This is a genomic window from Yoonia litorea, assembly GCF_900114675.1.
Taxonomy (GTDB): Bacteria; Pseudomonadota; Alphaproteobacteria; order Rhodobacterales; family Rhodobacteraceae; genus Yoonia; species Yoonia litorea.
Window position 1 is genome coordinate 357,027 of record NZ_FOZM01000002.1, and the last position, 21,249, is coordinate 378,275.

Sequence of the window (21,249 nt, forward strand, 5' to 3'; positions counted from 1 at the left end):
ATCGCGTAAATTACGCTATTCTTTGTTCTTGTGGGGTGCCCACAGACGCTTGTTCGTCAGGTATAGCAGCACAGACAAAACCGTCAGGAACAGAACACCTGTTAGACCGGCTTGCTTACGGGCAACCAGTTTCGGTTCGGCTGTCCACATCAGGAATGCAGCAACGTCCTTCGAAACGGCTTCAATGTCTGTTGGCGCACCGTCTGCATAATCGACATCGTCACCCCAAAGTGGTTGAGACATCGAAATCCACGAACCCGGCACCATGTGCTTGCCTTTGTCGTCGATGCAGCTTGCAGGGAAGCCACCGGCCGCAAAAGCAACGTTGTAGAACCCGTCCATCGGCTCACCTTCGAGCGCGCACTCTGGCTCCTCATGATAACCGGTCAGCAGGGACGCGATATATTCAGCGCCACCCATACCCTTGAAGAGCTGGTTCAGACCAGTGCCGTAAGGGCCATGGAAGCCCGCGCGTGCCTTGGCCATCAGGCTGAGGTCCGGTGCGGACGAAAGGCTGGAGCCTGGAAAGTGGTCCGCCGGAGTAGCAGGGCGGAAGTCACCTTCGCCGTCAAACAGCGACTGATCGAACACTTCATAGAACTCTGCATAGGCACGCATCTGTTCGTCCGGCAGGCCAGGTCCGCCATCGTCAGAAAGGTTACGGAATGCAACAAGCTCAAGCCCGTGACAGGCTGCGCAGATTTCAGTGTAAACCTGAAGACCGCGCTGAAGCTGCATCTGGTCGAAGCTGCCGAACGGCCCTTCAAACGGGAATGCGTAGTCGGTGATCTCTGTTTCGACTTCGGCTGCCATGGCCTGCCCTGTCATCAGGGCAAGCGCAGTTGCGGCAGTAAGAGTGAATTTACGGAACATCAGTTTTTGTCCTTTCTCACTCGGCCGGAGTGGCGGCTGGCTTGGAACCATCGCCCTTCGGCCCGTAGTGGGCGTTGAAGTCTTCTTCGATGGTTTCAGGCTGTGCGTCTGGCTTCTCGATCACACCAAGCAGTGGCAGGATCACCAGGAAGTAGGCAAACCAGTATGTCGCGCCGATCAGGGCGATATACGGATAGATGCCTTCCGCCGGACGGGCGCCAACCCACATCAGCAGCATGAAGTTTGCCGCAAAGAGCCAGAACCACCACTTGAACATCGGGCGGTAGCGACCGGAGCGCACCGAGGATGTATCCAGCCATGGTGCCAGCGCCATCACGACGATCGCACCGAACATGGCGACAACACCGAAGAACTTCGCGTCCACGATACCGAATGTCAGCCATTCGACCGCAATCACGAGCCAGACTTCACCGTCAAACGCACGCAGGATGGCGTAGAATGGCAGGAAGTACCACTCAGGCACGATGTGCGATGGTGTCACCAGCGGATTGGCCGGAATGTAGTTGTCTGGGTGGCCCAGGTAGTTTGGCATAAAGCCGACGATTGCCACGAAAACAGCCAGGATCACGGCCAGTGCGAACAGGTCTTTGATCACGAAGTATGGCCAGAATGGCAGCGTGTCTTTTGCTGCGTCTTCTTTCGATGTGCGACGCACTTCAACACCGGTTGGGTTGTTGTTGCCCGTCGAGTGGAAGGCCCACACGTGGACGATTGTCAGACCCAGAAGGATAAACGGCAGCAGATAGTGCAGCGAGAAGAAGCGGTTCAACGCTGGCTGTGCAATCGAGCCGTTTGGCGTGCCAAGCAGCCAGATCTGGATGGATTCACCGACAAATGGGATCGCGCCGAACAGACCGGTGATAACCGCAGTGCCGTGGAAGGACATCTGACCCCATGGCAACACATAGCCCATGAAGGCCGTGCCCATCATCAGGACGTACATCAGGATACCGATGATCCATGTCACTTCGCGCGGCGACTTGTATGAACCGTAGTAGAGCGAGCGGAAGATATGCGCATAAACAGCCACGAAGAACAGCGACGCGCCATTCATGTGGAAGTAGCGGATCATATGACCGCCGTTGACGTTCCGCATGATGTGCTCAACCGACTGGAAGGCCATATCGACATGCGGCACGTAGTGCATCACAAGCACGATGCCTGTGACGATCTGCAAAACAAGCGTGAAAACAAGAACGATACCCCAGATCCACATCCAGTTCAGGTTCTTGGGTGTGGGGATCATCAATGTGTCATACATCAAACCTACGATGGGAAGGCGCTTGTGAAGCCACTTCTCGCCACCGGTTTTCGGTTCGTAATGGTCGTGGGGGATACCAGCCATGGATCGCTCTCCTTAACCGAGTTGAATTGTTGTTTCGTCCACGAAGGACGCGACAGGAATTGGCAGGTTGCGCGGCGCTGGGCCACGACGGATACGCCCCGAAGTGTCATAGTGCGAGCCGTGGCAAGGGCAGAACCAACCATGGAAATCACCGGCATCACCCAATGGCACGCAACCAAGGTGTGTGCAGACACCCATCTGGACCAGCCACTGACCATCTTCAGTCAGTGCGCGGTTTTCGTCGGTTGCAGGCGCAGGGCCGATGTTTTCGTTGTTTGCATCTGCATCTGGCAGGTCGCTGACGTCAACGGCGCGGGCCTCTGCAATCTCTTCTTCGGTACGTGACCGGATAAAGACTGGCTTACCCTGCCAGAGGACTGTGATCTGTGTGCCAGGCGCGACAGCACTGATATCGACACGGATCGATGCCAACGCCAGAACGTCGGCCGAAGGGTTCATCTGGTTTACCAAGGGCCAAACTGCAGCGCCTGTCACTACCGCGCCGGCACCAGCCGTTGCATAGTAGAGAAAGTCGCGGCGAGTGCCCTGATGATCATCTGCATGTGACACGGGATGCATCTCCGATTCTTTTGATGGGCCAAAATGCCCGCACGATAAATAGACCGCTGTTACCAACGGTCAATTTGCGCGCTGTTTAGCTAGCAAAGACCGCAAGGTCCAGCGGACAATCGGGCGCAGGCTCCACACATCTGATAAATAAGGCGTAACCAGCCACGGTCTGACCCGAGGCGCGAAGAATCGGTTATCGCTAACAGGATATCGACGCCGTTCTTGTGCGCTTTGTGGTCTGCGAAATGACACCAACAGCACGCATTTTTCGGCGGATTTTCACTGATATCACGTGGAGTTGTGTCAGGGCAGCCACATTTTGATCAGAGCAGTTAAGCTATTTAAGGACGGTGATTGTAAGCTGCAGTGCAGCGTCATACCCCTAGATGGTCTCGCTCGCGCAGAAAGAATTGTGATGAAAGCTGCTATTGCCCTTTGGATCGCCTTGCTGGTGGCGCCGACTTTGGCGGCCGCTCAGGTTGAGCTCAGCTTTTATGGCGGCGTCCAGTCTGCGCCAGCGTCCGACATTTCGATTCGTGGTGATAGTGCGATCTCGAACGATGCCTTCTCGCTTGATTGGGAAGGCCGCTCATTCGATGCCCCCCCCTACTACGGACTGCGCGCAACCCAATGGCGGTCACCGACATTCGGGATTGGTGTGGATTTCGCACATAACAAGGTGTATCCGGTCGCAGATTCACTGCCGGACGTCTACGAGGTTTTGGAGTTCACCGACGGTCTGAATACGCTGACGGTCAACGCCTATCGGCGGTGGAACGATGTTGTTGGAAACGTCACGCCCTATGTGGGAGGCGGCGTCGGTATTTCGATGCCCCATGTCGAAGTCACGGCCAATGGCTCTGAGACCTTCGGATATCAGCTGACCGGACCTGCAGCGACGTGGATCGCGGGTGCGAGCCTTCCGATTTCAGACAGCATGTCGGTGTTTGGTGAATATAAAGGTACCTTTTCGTCCAACACCGCGGATCTCGCCGGTGGGGGGACACTGGAAACCGACATTATTACCAACGCTGTGAATTTGGGCGTCAGCTTCAATTTCTAAGCGGGGACTGTCTCGGTCATACTAGGGCGCTGGGCAAATTCATCGTGCCAGGCAGCAAGAGCATCATTGCCTTCCCGCCATCCCCGCGCATCGTGGCGCAAATCCAGATAGGCAAGCGCCGATCCCATAGCGATGTGTCCGATGTTGATTGGCCCGGTCAGATGGCTCATCCAGACATCGTTCACTGCCTTAACGCCACGTGCAGCTTTTTCCCACTGCGCTTCGATCCAGTCGGGCGACTGTTGGCTTTCGGGCCGCAGGCGGGTCTCGTAAGACATTGAGACAGCGGAATCCATGATGCCGATTGCCGTCGCCTCAAGCGTCATCACCTCCCATTTGCGGCTTTCCGGATAAAGGCCTGACCCGGCATGAGCGTTAAGGAATTGCGCGATGACGCGACTGTCATAAAGCGTCGGACCATCATCGCGTACCAATGCCGGGATTTTCCCAAGCGGGTTGGCTGCAATGATCTCGGGCGCGGAGTTGAACGCTGTTGTTGTGATCTGCCCTTCCTCGACGGTGTCCATGAGGTCCAATTCGCGGATCAAGATGCGGATCATGCGCGCATAGGGCGATGGGGGCGACATCAACAGTTTCATCAGATACGTCCTTTCAGCTTTGCGGAAAGATGACCTGATCCTGCCCCTCCTGCCAAGGTGGATATTTCACCATGATGCCACGAAACCGCTCAGTGGTCAGAAATTCGTCGAGCCATTTGGTCACAGCCGGCAGGTCCTGGGCATCAAACCACTCGCGATCAGTATTGGCGAACTGGCGCACAAAAGGCAGGATCGCCATGTCGGCCAGCGTGCGGTTGTGGCCCATCAGGAACGGCGTGTGTTGCAGTCGTGTTTCAAGTTTCCGCAGAAAGCGCATTGCTTTCTCGCGCTCCTCGGCCTCATCCAAGTCAGGATAACGAACCGCATACTTGGTGTGGTCCAATGCCGCCTTAAAGGGGCCGTCGCACTCGTCGATCAACACATAGCCCTCGTCTGGCATGTCCAGCCAGCCCTCAGGATCGGCCCGTTCCAGCGCCCACAGCATCACGTCACGACTTTCCTCGACTACGCGGTCTCCGTCTTGCAGCACCGGGACGGTGCCTTTGGGAGAGGCTGCCAGGAATGGTGCGGGTTTGCCTTTGAGCAGGATTTCCTGCAGCGCAACGTGCTGGCCGCTCGACTGGATCGCAAGGCGTGCGCGCATCGCGTAAGGACAGCGCCTGAAGGACCAAAGGATCGGTAGATCAGCCATCAGGCAGCTGTCAGATGCGTGCCGGCGACGCCCGTGATGGTCGCACGGACGATCTGGCTTTCGGGTTGGTCGCTGTCAAAGACAACTTCTGTAAATTGTGCCGTGCGTCCCATGCGCTGGCTTTCCATAAGGATGTGATGGGTCTTGCCGGTTTGGGCAGCCAAGTGCTTGGCGACCTGCGCTTCACCTGCCGCGCGCAGACGTGCTGCGCGATCCTTGATTGCCTTGCCATTGACCGCTGGCATCCGTGCGGCAGGTGTGCCTTCGCGGGCTGAGTAAGGGAACACGTGCAGCCAGGTCAGGTCACACTCCTCAACCAGTTTCAGCGAATTGGCGAACATCGCTTCGGTCTCGGTCGGGAAGCCAGCGATGATATCCGCCCCATAGGTCATGTCGGGGCGCAACTTGCGCGCTTCTTCACAGAAGCGGATGGCATCATCGCGAAGGTGGCGGCGTTTCATGCGTTTCAGGATCAGGTCATCGCCATGTTGCAGCGACAGATGCAGATGCGGCATCAGGCGCGGCTCGGTTGCGATGGCGCACAGCAGGTTCTCGTCCACCTCGATACTGTCAATCGAACTGATCCGCAGGCGCGGCAGGCCCGGCACCAGCTTCAATATGCGCATGACCAGATCGCCGAGTTTCGGCTGGCTGGGCAGATCGGCCCCCCAACTGGTGAGGTCAACGCCTGTCAGAACGACCTCATTATACCCACGATCCACCAGTCGCTTGATCTGGTCCACGACAACGCCTGCCGGGACAGACCGCGAGTTTCCGCGACCGTAGGGGATAATGCAGAATGTGCAGCGGTGGTCGCAACCGTTCTGGACCTGCACATAGGCGCGGCTGCGGGTCCCGAAACCGTCAATCAGGTGGCCTGCGGTTTCGGTCACAGACATGATGTCGTCGACCTGCACGGGTTCAGTCGTGCCGATAAGATCGGGGGCCATGCCCGCCCACGTCGCGGGCTCCATCTTTTCGGTATTGCCGAGGACGACATCCACCTCATTCATCGCTGCAAAAGTCTGCGGTTCGGTCTGGGCAGCACAGCCTGTGACGATCAGCTTGGCGTCAGGGTGGTCGCGGCGGAGTTTGCGGATATCCTGCCGTGCTTTGCGGACAGCTTCAGCCGTGACTGCACAGGTGTTCACGATCACCGCATTGTCCACGCCTGCGGCGGTCGCGAGTTCCTTCATCGCCTCCGTTTCATAGGCGTTGAGGCGACAGCCGTGGTTCGAGAATATGGGTGCTTTGTTTGTCATCAAAGACGCCATTGCCCGTCAAAGACATGAGCCGTTGGTCCAGTCATCCAAACGCCATCGTCGCGCCAGTTGATTTGAAGTGTGCCGCCATCGAGGTCGATGGTCACATCCCTGCCCGTCAGCCCTCGCCGTGCAGCGGAAACAGCCGTCGCGCAGGACGACGAACCCGAGGCCAAGGTCACACCCACGCCGCGCTCCCAGACCCGCATCCGCAGATGGTCGGGGCCGACGAGGCTAGCGAACTGAACATTGGTGCGCTGCGGATAGAGCGGGTGATGCTCAATCTCGGCGCCGCGCGCCTCAAGATCGACGGCTTCGGCGTCGTCGACGAAGAACGTGCAGTGCGGGTTGCCCATTCCGGTGGCGGTTGGGGCGCCCTCAATGGGCAACTCCAATGTATCCATCTCCCGGGCCAGCGGGATTTCGTCCCACTGAAGTTGCGGGTGCCCCATATTGACGGATGTCAGGCCCTCGCCACCCTCCCGCGCGAAAAGCGTGCCACGATCGGTCGTGATGGTCAGTGCGTCGCGGCCTGTCTCGTCCATCAGGTGCCGCGCGATGCAGCGCGTTGCATTCCCGCAGGCCGCCGAGAGTGACCCGTCCTGATTGTAGAAGGTCAGATGCACATCTGCCTGATCAGTATCTGAAAGGACGGCCAATTGATCGAATCCCACCCCGCGATGCCGGTCCGCAATAGCCACGGCGATTGCCGCGTCAACGCGCGGGGTGATTCCCCGTTCGTCGACAACAACGAAGTCGTTGCCAAGGCCGTGCATCTTCATAAACGGCAGATATCTCGAGTCGTTTGCGGTCATGGCGGCCATATAGTGAAAGCGGATGAACTAATCCAGCACCGCGCAGCATTTGGGGGTTGACCGCGCAAGCGCAGGTTTCTAGATAGCGCCCCTAGTGGGCCGTTAGCTCAGTTGGTAGAGCAACTGACTTTTAATCAGTAGGTCGATGGTTCGAACCCATCACGGCTCACCACTTTCCTCACGACGTTGGCGCAACGAGTGCTCATGCTGCTTCTTGGCGTGGAATTTCCCTATCTGTGCGCGTCGCCGCGAAAGTGTGTCATCCACTTCAATGAATCATCAGTTTTGCCGACTGGTTTATATTCCGCACCAAAAGGCGCGTTCCAGCCGAGTTGCGTGAATGCGTCAAAGACATACTTGTAGTCGATCTCGCCGTGGTCCGGCGCGCCGCGATCCGGCACTGATGCGAATTGCACGTGACCGATGTGAGATTGCAACGCTGCAAAACGGGTTACGAGATCACCTTCCATCCGTCCCACGTGATAGCAATCAAACATCAGTTTCAGATTGGGTTTCACGACCTTCTCAATGAGGGCGCGCGCCTGATCTGTCGTTTGCAGGAAATAGCTCGGAGCGTCGTGCCGATTGAGCGGCTCAATCAGGATCGTCAAGCCTTCCGCCTGCTGGCAGGCATAGCTAACGTTATCAACGAAAACGCGTTCCGCATCAGGCCCCGACGCGAAACCGGCCATCACGTGAACCGCACGCGCACCGACGGCGCGCGCGTAGGAAATTGCTTCATCGATTGCAGCGCGGGCGTCGGGTTCGCGCCCAGGTAAGGCGGCAAGGCCGTTTTCACCACCCGCCACATCACCCCGAACAGTGTTCAGCCCCAACATCGGCAAGCCTGTTGCGTCCAGTGCCGTCTTCACTTCAGCGGGATCTTCGGCATATGGCCAGTGGCATTCGACAGCATCGAAACCGGCGGCCTTTGCTGCACGTATGGCGTCGGGCAGGCTGCGGTCGGTCCAGAGAAAACCGAGGTTGGCAGAAAATCGGATCACGCGTCCCACTCCACATCGAATTTGGTGACAAGTGCTTGTATCTGGTCGTCCGTTAGCGCTCTTGGATGGTGGCCGCGTGTCAGCATGGCCAGACGGGCCGTATCTTCCAACTCCTCAATGGCATTACATGCCGCCTCGACATCCTTGCCGGCCACCACCGGGCCATGATTGGCCAACATGACCGCCGCGCGTTTGCCTGCAAGGCCGCGGATGGCCTCACCCATGGCCGGATCACCCGGCAGATAAAACGGGAGCAGCTTGACGCGGCCGAGCTTCATGATTCCATAGGGTGTAAGTGGCGGGAGGAAGTCCTCCTCGTTGACGTCTGGCATCATCGACAAGGCGACGGCGTGGCATGAATGAAGATGCACAACAGCGCCTGCTGTGCTGCGGGTTTCGTAAAATGCGGCATGAAGCGGCATTTCCTTGGTGGGCTTGTCGCCGTCAATCAGTTTCCCGGTCTTATCGAACCGAGAGAGCCGTCCGGGGTCAAGCCGTCCGAAACTGGTCCCCGTCGGACTGACCAGTAGCCCGCCATCATCTGTGCGCGCAGAGATATTGCCGGTGCTGCCGCCGGTCAGACCACGCTCGAACATCGATCTTGCAAGTTCGCAGATTTGTTCGCGAAGGCGGGCTTCATTTGTCATAACGCGTCAATCACCTGTTGAGCCTTTGTGAAGAAGTCTTCTGAGCCGAAGTTCCCCGATTTGAGCGTGATAGCGAGGCGCTGGCCTGCGCTTTCGGTAAATGTCCAAGGCACGCCGGGCGCAATTTCCGGCCCGATTTCCAGCTGCGTGGCTTTCAGCGCCTGCGTCACCGCGCCGGAGGTCTCACCGCCTGCCACAATAAACCGCCGCGCACCTGCATCTCGCGCAGTGACGGCGCATTCTGCAAGCAGGTCTTCAACGATCTGGCCCGCCTTCTGACGTCCGAGTTTCTCTTGTGCGGCCGCGACGCTTTCGGGCGCTGCCGTCGCATAGATAAGTGGAGCACGGCTGAGGTCTTGTTGCGCAAGCCAACTCAGGACGGGTCCATTCCCTTCTTTGGCCAGCATCAGTGGATCAACCTGATATGCCGGTGCTCCGTTCTTGAGGTATGTTGCCACTTGCGCGTTGGTCATCGCCGAGCAGCTTCCTGATAGTACGATAGACCGGGCGACTGGCGCAGTGTGGTGCGCTGTCTGAGAGTTTGCGCCCAAGAGGCCTTCATCCGCATATATTTGCGGGAGCGGCATCGCGATTGCTGAGCCGCCAGTCAAAAGCGTGAGATGGCGTGTGCCCTGAGCAATGATCTGAAGGTCGGCATTTTCCACTGCATCGAAGACGACATGAGCCGTCCCTGCCTTGCGCAACGCCATCAAAGCGTCTCGCACCGCGTCAGGCCCTTTGGCGACGGTTAGCCGGTTCACGAGGCCTACTTGTCTTGACACCTGAGGTGCCAGCAATCGCATCAGATTGCTGTCGCGCATCGGTGTCAGGGGGTGATCCTTCATTGAACTTTCGGCCAACGGCTGCTCGCCGACAAAAAGGTTGCCCATAAAGATGGCGCGCCCGTTCTCGGGAAAAGCAGGGCAATAAATTGTCTGATCGGCTCCGATTACATCCATCAGCGCCTCTGCGACTGGACCGATGTTGCCTTCGGCAGTGCTATCGAAGGTAGAGCAATACTTCCAGAAAAACCGCTGAGCTCCTGCATCCTTGAGCCAGCGGCACGCAGCGAGCGCGTCGGCAATCGCCATGGCCTTTGGCGCGGTGCGGCTTTTCAGGGCAATGACTTCAAACGGTGCTGTGTCTTCCGGCGCAGTATCCGGAACACCGATCCGGAGGGACACCCGCATTCCGCTACGGGCCAGCAGCCCCGCAAGATCGGTTGCGCCGGTAAAATCGTCCGCGATGCAGCCAAGGACCGTTGTCATGTCACGTGCCCTCACCGGGTAAAGTCAGACCCGCATTTCGCGCATAGACCTTTGCGACAGCGGCGTCGTCTTCGCCGCCATGACCCATGCCGGCAGCAGCAATGAATTGCTGGAGAGCAGCTGCTGTGATTGGTGCGCTGAACTGTGCGTTCTTTGCGATATCAAGAACGATGCCCAGATCCTTAGGCCAGATATTGACTGCGCTCATGGGTGTATAGTCGCCCGAGACAATATGGGGTGCGCGGTTTTCCAGCATCCAGCTTGTTCCGGCGCATTTGCTGATGACTTCTACAAACTTTTCGGGTGAGACGCCTTGCGTCATCCCGAACGTCAGTGCCTCGGCCATCGTCGCGATGTGGACGCCAGCCAGCAGTTGGTTCACAGCCTTCATTGCGGAACCTGCACCGGCCGCATCGCCAAGCGTGAAAACCGTCTCAGCCGTTGCGTCCAGAACCGGTTGTGCCGCGGCGAAGGCCTCTTTGCTCCCAGATGCCATAATCGACAGCCTTCCCGCGGCGGCCTTGGCGGCACCGCCAGAGATCGGCGCGTCCAGATACAATACACCATGCTTGGCGCAGCGCGCCTCCATTTCGCGGGCAAAGTCTGGTGGAACGGTTGCGCAAGCGATGACCACTGCGCCAGTCTTCATCCGCGCAGCGAGGCCGCCCTCACCGAAGAGGACCGCTTCTGTCTGCGCGGCGTTCAGTACGACGACGGCAACGGCATCAAGATCGCCACAAATCGCGTCAAGGCTGCCCTCGGCACCGCCTTCCGCCCGAAATTTCTCTGTCTGGGTGGTCACAACATCAAATCCGTAGGTTTTATGCCCGGCACGAAGGATTGAGCTGGCAATGCCATATCCCATCGCACCCAAGCCGATAACGGCGATCTTGCTCATTTGGCGACCTCCCTGTTTCTAGCGCATTGTTTGAGGTGCCAAATCCCCTGATCTAGAGCAGATAGCACGGCATTTCCTGAACGCAGAGACGGAAAGAGATTATTGTTATTCAAGCTGGCGTCCATCGGTCAGCCCGTTCACCTTCTCCACGATTGCAGCAGCATCAATTCCGTGATGCCGGTAGAGATCACCGATGGTGCCTGTCTGGCCGAAGTGTTCGACACCCAATGGGAGGGTTTCGTGTCCTTTGACGCTTCCCAACCACGACAGGGTAGCAGGATGACCGTCAATCACGGTGATGATTTTGCAATTTGGCGGAAGGCCCCCCATCAGCGTCTCAATATGCGAGCGCGCCGCGCGGTTGCCGCGCGAACGTGCGCGCTGTGCAGCCGTCCATCCGGCGTTGAGGCGGTCTGCCGATGTGACCGCCAGCACACCGATGTCGCGACGTCCCTCGCCGATGATGCCTGCGGCCTTGATGGCTTCCGGTGCGACAGCGCCCTGATAGGCAATGATGACCTCGCAATTGGGTCCGGGCTTGCGCAGCCAATACGCGCCGTCTATCGCACCTTGAAGAAAGGCTTCGTCATGCCGCTTTCCCGGTTGCTCAATCGGATTTGTTGTCAGTCTGAGATAGACTGACCCACCTGTCTCATCGCGCAGCCAAGTCCGTTCATCAGGGTCACCCTCGCCATCCCGTTGGATGTAGTTAAAGGCCCATGCCATGATCACTGACAGTTCGTCCGCAAAGGCGGGTTCAAAACTCGCAAGCCCGTCTTGCGACATACCGATCAAAGGCGAACCGATGGACTGGTGCGCACCACCTTCAGGCGCAAGTGTGACGCCTGAGGGCGTGCCAACAAGAATAAAGCGCGCATCCTGATAACAGGCGTAATTGAGCGCATCGAGGCCGCGGGCGACAAACGGATCGTAGACCGTGCCGATTGGAATAAGCCGCTTGCCAAACAGGGAATGCGACAAACCCGCAGCGGCCAACAGCAGCATCAGGTTCATCTCTGCGATGCCAAGCTCGATATGCTGCCCATCCGGCGTGAACTCCCACTTGGCAGTGGAGGGGATGCGGTTTTCGATGAATGCGTCCGCCTGCTCGGTACGGGCGAAAAGCTTACGTCGGTTGACCCAAGGCCCCAGGTTGGTTGTCCCTGTCACATCAGGAGAGGTCGTGACGATCCTTTCCGCAAGCGCGCTGTCGCCTTTGGAAAGATCATCCAAAATTTTGCCGAAGGCCATCTGCGTCGACATCTCGCGCGCCGTATCAATCTCTATCTTCGGCACATCCAACTTGTCGTCGGTGTATCGGCGTGGGCCGTTGGCGAAAAATGGCACGTCTTTAAGGAACGCGCGCAACGCTGAAGGGTCGGGAACGGTTGCAAATGGTTCCCATTCCTCGCCTTGTTCAACGCCCATGTGGCGCTGCCAAGCGGCGAACTGCGTTTTGTTCATCAAGCCGCCATGATTGTCCTTGTGGCCTGCGATAGGCGTTCCCCAACCCTTGATCGTATAGGCCAGAAAGCAAGTCGGCCGGTCGTGATCAATCGCCGCGAAGGTCTCGGCCATCGTCTCGACGCAGTTACCACCGAGATTTTCCATCAGCGCGGCAAGCTCTTCGTCACTGCGCCGATCCAGCAGCGCAGTCACATCGCCCTGATCACCAAGATCGTCCATTAAGCGTTTGCGCCAGACCGCACCCCCCATGAAGGTCAAGGCAGAGTAATCCTGGTTCGGGCAATTATCGATCCAAGTCCTGAGCTTATCACCGCCCGGCTCGGCAAAAGCTGCCCGCTGCAACGCGCCGTGCTTGATGCGCACGACATCCCAGCCAAAGACATCGAAAATCTCCTCAATGCGCCCGAACAGACCTTCTCTGACAATCCCGTCAAGTGACTGGCGGTTGTAGTCAATGACCCACCACGTATTGCGCAGGTCGTTTTTCCACCCCTCCTGAAGCGCTTCGTAGATGTTGCCTTCGTCAAGTTCAGCATCACCGACCAGTGCCACCATACGGCCCATCGGGGCATCCGCCCCCCACGCCTTTGCCGTGATGTAGTCCTGAATGATCGACGCAAACGAGGTGATCGCCACGCCCAGGCCTACCGAACCGGTCGAAAAATCCACATCGTCGATATCTTTGGTGCGGCTTGGGTAGCTTTGAACGCCACCATAGCCCCTGAAGTTTTCCATCTTTTCGCGCGTTTGCTGGCCCATCAAATATTGGATGGCGTGAAAAATGGGTGATGCATGCGGTTTGACCGCGACCCGATCCTCCGGCTTGAGTGCTGAAAAGTAGAGTGCAGTCATGATCGAGACCATTGAAGCGGAAGAGGCTTGGTGCCCGCCGATCTTGATCCCGTCCACCTTAGGCCGAACATGGTTGGCATGATGGATCATCCAATGCGACAGCCACAAAAGGCGCTGTTCAATGGTCTTGAGATGGCGTGTATCTGCGGTCATGACTGCGCGTTCCTCAGGCAGTAGGGTATTCGGCGGAAGGTTTTCGAACCCAACCTGTCGAATGAGTCCCGCAAATTGCGTGCGCAATCAAGAACTCTTACCGCTGCGAGGCTGCTAGATGCGGGTAAAGGCACTAGACAGATCCATGCCAAGACGGCGCCAATTTGCAATCAGCCGTGCTCACAGCGCCGATTGTGGACACGACGTTGGGTCATTCGCCATTTGCATATGACATAGTGCCTTCACAAAGCGGCAAACTGTTTTAGTTTCTTTCAAACGCTTTTGGGAGGAAGCACCTTGTCAGTACATGACCGTCCATGGACGGCCTTCTATGGCCCGTCTGTTCGAAAGACGATTGATACCCTCGAATACAATTCTATCGGTGATTTTATCAGCGCAAAGGCTGATCAGTTCGGAAAGTTGCCTGCTTTCACGACGTGTTTGCCTAACGGTATGAATGGCACACTCAGCTACAAGCAGGCTGACGAAATGTCCGATGCGCTGGCGGTCTATCTTCGCGACATTGCTGGACTTGCTGCCGGTGATCGCGTGGCGATCCAGGTGCCCAATTGTTTGGGTTATCCAATTGCCGCAATGGCTGTGTTCAAGGCGGGATGCGTCTTGGTCAACGTGAACCCGCTCTACACAGCGGAAGAGATGGTCAAACAGTTCAAGGATGCCGAACCTGCTGCCATCGTCATCATCGATATGTTCAGCGACAAGCTGGAAGATGCGATGCGCGATTACAGCTTCAAATCTGTGATCGTGACACGGATTGCTGAATTCTTGCCTGCAATGCCACGGGGTATTGTCGGTCTGGTGCAAAAGTACTGGGATAAAACGATCAAGCCGATCAATTTCGATCACGTTCGCCTGCCGGATGCGATCAAGCAGGGGCGAGCAAAACACGACCACATGCATCAGGTGATAGAGGACTATCGCGCCAACCTGAGCCCCGATGATGTCGCTTGCTTGCAATATACCGGGGGCACCACAGGTGTCGCCAAAGGCGCAATCCTGACGCACGGCAATATTCTTATGAATATGGCGCAGGTGATGGAACTCATCGAGAACCTTGAAGAAGGTAAAGAAGTCGCGCTCACTGCGTTGCCGCTTTATCATATCTTTGCGTTCACCGTGAACTTCCTCGGATTTTATTCTATTGGTGCGCGCAATATCCTGATCCCGAACCCTCGCCCATTGAGCAATCTCAAACGTGCTTTTGAGAACTACAAGATCACATGGATGAGCGGTGTAAACACGCTCTTTAATGGGTTGAACGGCGAGGTTTGGTTTCAGGACACGCCACCCAAGCATCTGAAGTTTGCCTCTGCCGGCGGTATGGCGCTGCAAGGTGCTGTCGCCCAGCGTTGGGAGGAGGTCACAGGCAAGCCGGTTCTCGAAGGGTACGGTTTGACGGAGTCATCGCCGGTGCTGACCTTCAATCCCTTCGGGCAGACGCGATTGAATTCGATCGGTGTGCCTGTCCCGTCGACCGAAGTGAAATGTGTTGATGAAGACGGCAAGGACGTCCCGCAAGGTGAGCGCGGCGAAATCATCGCCCGCGGTCCGCAGATCATGAAGGGCTATTGGAACAAACCCGAAGAAACCGAGAAGACGATCATGAACGGGTGGCTTCTGACCGGTGACATCGGGGTCATGGATGCAGACGGTTACTTCCGCATCGTTGACCGCAAGAAGGACATGATCCTCGTTTCAGGCTTTAACGTTTACCCGAACGAAGTCGAGGACGTGATGGCCGCACACGAGGGCATCGAAGAGGTGGCCGTCATCGGTGTGCCTGACAATGCCAGCGGTGAAGCGGTAAAGGCGTTTGTCGTCAGGCGGGATGAAAACCTGACAAAAGATGCGGTCAGGGCATACTGCAAAGAGCACCTAACCAACTACAAGGTGCCGAAACTTGTGGAATTCCGCGATGAACTGCCAAAGTCAAATGTCGGGAAAATCCTGCGCAAAGACCTGAGGGCTGAGGAATTGGCCAAAGTCAGCAATACTGAAGGGAAGGTGTAGCATGGTCGGACCTCTCGAACAGGCAATCCTCGCACTGATGATCTTTGTAATCATGCTCGGGATGGGGGCATCCCTGACACCGCGTGACTTTACGCTCGCGCTCAAGCGGCCATACGGCCTGTTTATCGGTGTTGTTTCGCAATACGGCTTCATGCCGCTCATCGGCTTCATTCTGGCGACAACACTGCCGGTCAACGACACGATCAAGATCGGCATCCTGATTATGGCCTGTATGCCAGGTGGTACGACTTCGAACATCTTCACCTACTTTTCAAAGGGCAACCTCGCGCTGTCCGTGCTGATGACCGTAACATCGACAGTGTTTGGGGTAATCCTGATCCCGATTGTGCTCGTGCTCTATGCGGGTGCTCTCGATTTGGAAATTCCGCGCGAAAACATCATTGCAACGCTTGTGCTTCTCTTGGTGCCGGTGGCAATCGGAATGATACTGCGCAAACTGAATGCCAACATTGGTGCAGTGACCGAATTCATGGGATCACTTCTGGCTGTGTTCTTCATCGTATTTCTGATTGTGTCGTGGATCCCGCGGAACTGGGAGTTCCTGTTGGGCACCACGTGGGGCACGTATTTCGGTGCGATCACGCTGGGGTTGTTCGGCTTCCTGCTGGGTTACGGCTTTTCCGCCTTGTTGCGTTTGCATCCCCGCAACGCGCGTACCGTGGCGCTTGAAACCGGTATCCAGAACGGGCCGCTCGCGATTGCGATTATCGCCTTCACGTGGAGCGGCGCCGAGGCACAATCGGTTATGGCTGTGCCGGTGCTCTATTCACTCTTCATCGTCATCACATCGACGATGGTGACCATGTGGTTCCGCCGGATCAATACGGCAAACGAGCAACCATTGCCGAACGGGCTGCTTTAGCGGCGCATTGACGTTGCTTCTTAGTTCATCGAAAACGGCGGCACGTCCGCCGTTTTTGCATGTCCAGAGGTAAGATGCGCAGAGTTTTGATCACGGGTACCGCCGGATTCATCGGATTCCATCTTGCGCAATTGATGCTGGATGAAGGATTCAAGGTGATCGGTTATGATGGCATGACTGACTACTACGATATCGAACTAAAACGCCGGCGACATCAGATCCTTCTGCAGAACCAGAACTTTAGCTGCACCGAAGGTATGCTTGAGGATAATGCCCTGCTGTCCGAGGTCTGCGATGCCGCACAACCAGACATCATTGTCCATCTCGCCGGGCAGGCCGGGGTCCGCTATTCGCTAGAGAACCCGCGCTCATACATGGAGTCGAACGTCATGGGGACGTTCAATGTCATTGAATGTGCGCGGCGTCACAAAGTCGATCACCTTCTTATGGCGTCAACGTCATCGGTGTATGGAGCCATCACGGAGATGCCCTTCACCGAAGTGCAGCGCGCAGACACGCCACTCACGCTTTATGCCGCCACCAAACGCGCAAACGAACACATGGGGCATTGCTATGCCCATCTGTGGAAGATCCCGACCACGATGTTCCGCTTCTTCACGGTCTATGGCCCTTACGGTCGGCCCGACATGGCGCTTTTCAAATTCGTGAAAGCCGGATTGAGCGGTGAGCCGATCAATGTTTACGGTCACGGGCAGCAGGCGCGAGATTTTACATATGTCACAGACTTGGTGCGCGGCATCCGTTTGTTGGTGGATGCACCACCAGAGCAACCCCAGACACCTGAAGAAATTCCGTCTGGCGACAGTCTATCGCCGGTCGCGCCTTACCGTGTCGTCAACATCGGTAACGGAACCAAGGTGCCGCTGATGACGTTCATTGCGGCCATCGAAACCGCGCTGGGCATGGAGTTGAAGAAGAACTTCATGGAGATGCAGATGGGTGATGTTCACGAAACATGGGCTGATAATGGGCTCCTGCAGGACTTGACGGGGTATCGGCCACAAACAGACGTCGCAGAGGGTGTTCAACAGTTTGTCTCGTGGTATCGGGACTACTACGGCGTCTAGACATCGGGGCCATCACGTCGGTTTCGTGCGATGGGTCTCGCAGAAATCTCGAGAAAAGAGAGCAGAATGAAGATTGCAATGATTGGTACAGGCTATGTCGGTCTGGTTTCGGGTGTCTGCCTGTCAGATTTTGGGCACGAGGTCGTTTGTGTTGACAACAATCCGGATAAGCTCGCCCTTCTTCGCGACGGCAAAACACCGATCTTTGAGCCGGGCCTCGACGTTTTGATGGCAAAGAACACAAGCGCCGGGCGGCTCTCGTTTACGGACAATCTGGATGAGGCAACTGATGGCGCTGATGCCGTCTTTATCGCCGTTGGAACGCCAAGCCGACGCGGAGACGGGCATGCCGACCTGACGTTCGTCTTCAACGCTGTGAAGGATGTCGCCAAGTCGCTCAAGCGACCAACTGTTGTCGTGACCAAATCGACTGTGCCTGTCGGAACCAATCAGCAGGTTGCAAAGCTCCTGAAAGAACAGCGGCCTGATCTTGATTGCGACGTCGTTTCGAACCCCGAGTTTTTGCGGGAAGGCGCGGCAATCGACGACTTCATGCATCCCGATCGTGTGGTCATCGGCGCAAACACTGAGCGCGGCGCAAATGTCTTGCAGGAGATCTACCGCCCGCTGTCCCTCCGCGATTATCCGGTACTGACGACTGATCTGGAAACGGCGGAGATGATCAAATACGCGGCCAATGCGTTTCTTGCGACCAAGGTCACCTTCATCAACGAAATCGCTATGCTCTGCGAAAAGACCGGCGCAGACGTCAAAGAGGTCGCGATGGGCATGGGCTTTGACAGCCGGATCGGCCCGAAATTTCTGCAGGCTGGCCCCGGATATGGTGGTTCATGCTTCCCGAAAGATACCAAGGCGCTAGCTCGCATCGGTCAAGATCATGCTGCCCCCCTCCAGATCGTCGAGACCGTCATCAAGGTCAATGAGGAAGTGAAGCGTCTCATGGTCGAAAAGATCATCGACCTGTGTGAGGAAAAATTGCGCGGCAAGACAATCGCGGTTTTGGGTCTCACATTCAAACCCGACACAGATGATATGCGCGACGCGCCTTCGCTGACGGTGGTGCCAACACTGGTCGGTCACGGTGCAGACGTCCGCGTTGTTGATCCTCAGGCATTTCGCGAAGCAGAAGAGCTTTTGCCAAACGTCACGTGGTGCGACGACCCATATGCAGCGGTCGACGGCGCACATGCAGTGATCATGCTGACTGAGTGGAACGAGTTCCGGGCGCTTGATCTCAAGGAAATGGCAAGCCGCATGGCGGCACCGCGCATGGCGGATCTGCGAAATATGTATTCGTGCGACCTCGCGATTGATGCAGGCTTTGAGGCCTACGTCGCGATGGGACGGCGCGGGCATTTGCCGAACTAGGTGAAGGCGGCGTTTGCGACAGGCCGGGCAACGGCATTCGCAAACGACTGAGACAAACTGCCCCATGACGCGCAAAAGCCCGCTGAGTTCTGGCGCCGCATCGCTAATCTTGGCAGATAAGGCAGAGACGCGAAGGAGGCTGAACTGATGGTCGATCTTTGGGACGGCCTTGTGCAAGCAGTTTGGCTGATGGCGTCCCTTGATGCAGAGCTCGCAGACATTGCGGCGCGATCACTTTACGTGACGCTGACGGCGTTGGTCGTTGCGTGCGCTTTGGCGTTTCCGCTTGCGGCGTATCTCGCCGTGCGCCGTTTTCGGGCACGTCGGACGATTATAGCCATCCTCAACGCCCTTATGGGGCTTCCGCCTGTTGTGGTCGGGCTGATCGTCTATTTGCTACTGTCACGTTCGGGACCATTCGGTGTTTTGGGCCTTTTGTTCACACCAACCGCCATGATCATCGCGCAAGTGCTGATCATGGTCCCTCTGATCGCCAGTATTGCGCACCAATCACTGCGTGATCTTTGGCAGGAATATCATGACCTTCTGATCTCGATGAACGTCACGCAGGGGCAAAAGCTTCGGACGCTTTTGTGGGATGCGCGGCGCGCGCTTCTGACGGCGGCCTTGGCCGGTTTCGGGCGTGGCATCGGTGAGGTGGGCGCAATCATGATTGTTGGTGGGAACATCGACAATGTTACGCGCGTCCTGACCACCGCGATCGCACTTGAGACCGGCAAAGGCGAGTTCGCATTGGCATTGGCTCTTGGGTTTATTCTGATCGGACTCACGATTGCAGTGAATTTGTTGATCCATTGGCTGGGCCAGACCGAAAGGGAGGGCCGCTGGTGAGCAGTATGTTCCCTCTTATCGTCAGCGGAGCTGAGGCGCGACGGCGCGGCAATCGCCTGATCGGACCAATTGACCTTCAACTTGAAGGTAAGGGGGCGACGGTTGTTGTTGGTCCGAACGGATCAGGCAAAACAACCTTGTTGAACTTGTTGCACGGTACTGTTCGCCTCGCGCGGGGCCATGTCCAATGGCAGGTCAACACCGAGGATGCGCGCCGGATGCAATCTTTCGTTTTCCAAAGGCCCGTGATGCTCCGCCGATCGGTGATCGACAATCTGGCCTATCCACTCGTTATCCGGGGGCAAAGCGCACGCACCGCAAGAGAGGCTGCCGCATCCTGGGCTGAACGGATTGGGCTTTCTGCAATGAAGGACCGTTCTGCGACCAGCCTGTCAGGGGGTGAGCAGCAAAAGCTCGCGCTGGCGCGCGCATTGATCACCGAACCTGTTGTGCTTTTTCTGGACGAACCTTCGGCTTCGCTTGACGGACGCGCAACGCGCGACATTGAAAATCTGCTTCTGGAACAGAAGGCCGCAGGGACACGAATAATCATGTCGACGCATGATATGGGTCAAGCAAAGCGCCTTGCGGACGATGTAGTCTTTCTTTGCAACGGACATGTGGCAGAGAAAACAAGTGCGGCAGAGTTCTTTGCGCAACCAGCGACCCTGCAGGCGCAGGCATTTTTGAACGGAGATATTGTTGAATGAGACTGCTAGCTACCATCCTTCTTGTACTTTGGCCGTCTGTGTCCTTGGCCGAAAACACCATGCGGATGGCAGTTACAACGTCGTTCCATAATTCCGGATTGGCGGACGTCCTGCTTCCTGAAATTCAAAACGATCTGGGGCTAGAGGTGCAGCTTTTGATCGTCGGAACCGGACAGGCAATCAAACTGGGACAAGCTGGCGACGTCGACGCAATTCTTGTGCATTCCCGTGCAGCAGAAGAGGCTTTCGTGGCTGAAGGATACGGCACGCATCGCCGTGAGGTGATGTATAATGACTTTGTGATCATCGGCCCTGCTGCCGATCCGGCGAGTGTGGCGGGTGTCGAAACAGTCACAGAGGCGCTGCAACGCGTTGCGGAAGCCGAAGCAATTTTCGTCAGCCGCGGTGATGATAGCGGCACTCACCGCAAGGAACTCAGCCTCTGGTCCAGCGCTGATCTTGATGTCGAGGCATTCGGACCGCACTATCGCGCCGTCGGTGCAGGAATGGGGGCGGCACTCAATACTGCGGCCGACATGAACGCCTACATTCTTTCAGATCGTGCCAGTTGGTTGAACTTCGGCAACAAAGCGGACCTCGCGCTGCTGTTCGCTGGCGATCCGGTGCTGTTCAATCAATACAGCTTCCTTCCGGTAAACGCCGAGCTGCATCCGCATGTGAACGCAGAGGCCGTTGCCGCATTGGAAGCTTGGTTGACAGGCCCACGCGCTGCTGAGTTGATCAACAGCTACACTATCGACGGTGAAACACTCTTCGTCTTCAATGCCACGTCAGAAGATTAGCGGA

20 protein-coding genes and 1 tRNA gene are annotated in these 21,249 nt (G+C 56.8%); 9 read left to right on the top strand and 12 right to left on the bottom strand.

What is annotated here, in order from left to right:
- Positions 1–15: 15 nt before the first annotated feature.
- Genes BM316_RS11910 through petA form a run of 3 tightly spaced genes read right to left on the bottom strand, consistent with a single transcriptional unit; the run spans position 16 to position 2,809 of the window.
- A complete protein-coding gene (locus BM316_RS11910; RefSeq protein WP_090209451.1) occupies positions 16–873 on the bottom strand; it encodes a cytochrome c1 in 858 nt (285 codons plus the stop codon).
- Positions 874–889: 16 nt separating this feature from the next.
- A complete protein-coding gene (locus BM316_RS11915; RefSeq protein ID WP_090208758.1) occupies positions 890–2,239 on the bottom strand; it encodes a cytochrome b in 1,350 nt (449 codons plus the stop codon).
- Positions 2,240–2,251: 12 nt separating this feature from the next.
- On the bottom strand, positions 2,252–2,809 hold the full coding sequence (gene petA / locus BM316_RS11920; RefSeq protein ID WP_090209453.1) for a ubiquinol-cytochrome c reductase iron-sulfur subunit: 558 nt from the start codon (positions 2,807–2,809) through the stop codon (positions 2,252–2,254).
- A gap of 415 nt (positions 2,810–3,224) precedes the next feature.
- Between petA and BM316_RS11925 the strand changes: the two genes are divergently transcribed.
- Positions 3,225–3,872: an outer membrane protein gene (locus BM316_RS11925; RefSeq protein ID WP_090208760.1), complete on the top strand. Its 648-nt coding sequence runs from the start codon at positions 3,225–3,227 to the stop codon at positions 3,870–3,872.
- On the opposite strand, the gene BM316_RS11930 is transcribed toward BM316_RS11925, so the two are convergent.
- The 4 genes from BM316_RS11930 to dapF are packed head-to-tail and all read right to left on the bottom strand — an operon-like array spanning position 3,869 to position 7,200.
- Positions 3,869–4,471: a glutathione S-transferase gene (locus tag BM316_RS11930; RefSeq protein WP_090208763.1), complete on the bottom strand. Its 603-nt coding sequence runs from the start codon at positions 4,469–4,471 to the stop codon at positions 3,869–3,871. The genes BM316_RS11925 and BM316_RS11930 overlap by 4 nt on opposite strands.
- A gap of 13 nt (positions 4,472–4,484) precedes the next feature.
- Positions 4,485–5,123 carry a glutathione S-transferase gene (locus BM316_RS11935; RefSeq protein ID WP_090208765.1) on the bottom strand — a complete coding sequence of 213 codons (639 nt, stop codon included), beginning with the start codon at positions 5,121–5,123 and terminating at the stop codon, positions 4,485–4,487.
- On the bottom strand, positions 5,123–6,385 hold the full coding sequence (gene mtaB, locus BM316_RS11940; RefSeq protein ID WP_090209456.1) for a tRNA (N(6)-L-threonylcarbamoyladenosine(37)-C(2))-methylthiotransferase MtaB: 1,263 nt from the start codon (positions 6,383–6,385) through the stop codon (positions 5,123–5,125). The genes BM316_RS11935 and mtaB overlap by 1 nt, the downstream gene beginning before the upstream one ends.
- The gene (dapF, locus tag BM316_RS11945) at positions 6,385–7,200 is read right to left on the bottom strand and encodes a diaminopimelate epimerase (protein WP_375342240.1); all 816 of its coding nucleotides are present in this window, start codon (positions 7,198–7,200) and stop codon (positions 6,385–6,387) included. The genes mtaB and dapF overlap by 1 nt, the downstream gene beginning before the upstream one ends.
- Before the next feature lie 96 nt (positions 7,201–7,296).
- On the opposite strand from dapF, the gene BM316_RS11950 reads away from it, so the two are divergent.
- A tRNA-Lys gene (locus BM316_RS11950) sits at positions 7,297–7,372 on the top strand.
- A gap of 58 nt (positions 7,373–7,430) precedes the next feature.
- Here the strand turns inward: BM316_RS11950 and BM316_RS11955 are convergent.
- The 5 genes from BM316_RS11955 to BM316_RS11975 form a co-directional block, all read right to left on the bottom strand.
- Positions 7,431–8,201 (bottom strand): hydroxypyruvate isomerase family protein, encoded by a 771-nt coding sequence (locus tag BM316_RS11955; protein ID WP_090209459.1) that lies wholly within the window; start codon positions 8,199–8,201, stop codon positions 7,431–7,433.
- The gene (otnC, locus tag BM316_RS11960; RefSeq protein WP_090208771.1) at positions 8,201–8,851 is read right to left on the bottom strand and encodes a 3-oxo-tetronate 4-phosphate decarboxylase; all 651 of its coding nucleotides are present in this window, start codon (positions 8,849–8,851) and stop codon (positions 8,201–8,203) included. The genes BM316_RS11955 and otnC overlap by 1 nt, the downstream gene beginning before the upstream one ends.
- Positions 8,848–10,119, bottom strand: coding sequence for a 3-oxo-tetronate kinase (gene otnK / locus BM316_RS11965; protein ID WP_090208774.1), 1,272 nt, complete (start codon positions 10,117–10,119; stop codon positions 8,848–8,850). The genes otnC and otnK overlap by 4 nt, the downstream gene beginning before the upstream one ends.
- 1 nt (position 10,120) lies before the next feature.
- Positions 10,121–11,017 (bottom strand): L-threonate dehydrogenase, encoded by an 897-nt coding sequence (gene ltnD, locus BM316_RS11970; protein ID WP_090208777.1) that lies wholly within the window; start codon positions 11,015–11,017, stop codon positions 10,121–10,123.
- 105 nt (positions 11,018–11,122) lie between these two features.
- Positions 11,123–13,489, bottom strand: coding sequence for a thiamine pyrophosphate-binding protein (locus BM316_RS11975; protein WP_090208780.1), 2,367 nt, complete (start codon positions 13,487–13,489; stop codon positions 11,123–11,125).
- Between the two features lie 297 nt (positions 13,490–13,786).
- Between BM316_RS11975 and BM316_RS11980 the strand changes: the two genes are divergently transcribed.
- The 7 genes from BM316_RS11980 to BM316_RS12010 all read left to right on the top strand — a co-directional run bounded on the left by BM316_RS11980 (position 13,787) and on the right by BM316_RS12010 (position 21,245).
- Positions 13,787–15,520, top strand: coding sequence for an AMP-binding protein (locus tag BM316_RS11980; protein WP_090208783.1), 1,734 nt, complete (start codon positions 13,787–13,789; stop codon positions 15,518–15,520).
- A gap of 1 nt (position 15,521) precedes the next feature.
- Positions 15,522–16,403: a bile acid:sodium symporter family protein gene (locus tag BM316_RS11985; RefSeq protein ID WP_090208786.1), complete on the top strand. Its 882-nt coding sequence runs from the start codon at positions 15,522–15,524 to the stop codon at positions 16,401–16,403.
- Positions 16,404–16,477: 74 nt separating this feature from the next.
- Positions 16,478–17,491 carry an NAD-dependent epimerase/dehydratase family protein gene (locus BM316_RS11990; protein ID WP_090208787.1) on the top strand — a complete coding sequence of 338 codons (1,014 nt, stop codon included), beginning with the start codon at positions 16,478–16,480 and terminating at the stop codon, positions 17,489–17,491.
- Positions 17,492–17,557: 66 nt separating this feature from the next.
- A complete protein-coding gene (locus tag BM316_RS11995; RefSeq protein WP_090209462.1) occupies positions 17,558–18,880 on the top strand; it encodes a UDP-glucose dehydrogenase family protein in 1,323 nt (440 codons plus the stop codon).
- A gap of 147 nt (positions 18,881–19,027) precedes the next feature.
- Positions 19,028–19,732: an ABC transporter permease gene (locus BM316_RS12000; protein ID WP_090208790.1), complete on the top strand. Its 705-nt coding sequence runs from the start codon at positions 19,028–19,030 to the stop codon at positions 19,730–19,732.
- 5 nt (positions 19,733–19,737) lie between these two features.
- On the top strand, positions 19,738–20,442 hold the full coding sequence (locus BM316_RS12005; protein ID WP_090208793.1) for an ATP-binding cassette domain-containing protein: 705 nt from the start codon (positions 19,738–19,740) through the stop codon (positions 20,440–20,442).
- Entirely contained in the window at positions 20,439–21,245 is an 807-nt protein-coding gene (locus tag BM316_RS12010) for an ABC transporter substrate-binding protein (protein ID WP_090208796.1), read from the top strand. The genes BM316_RS12005 and BM316_RS12010 overlap by 4 nt, the downstream gene beginning before the upstream one ends.
- Positions 21,246–21,249: the final 4 nt, after the last annotated feature.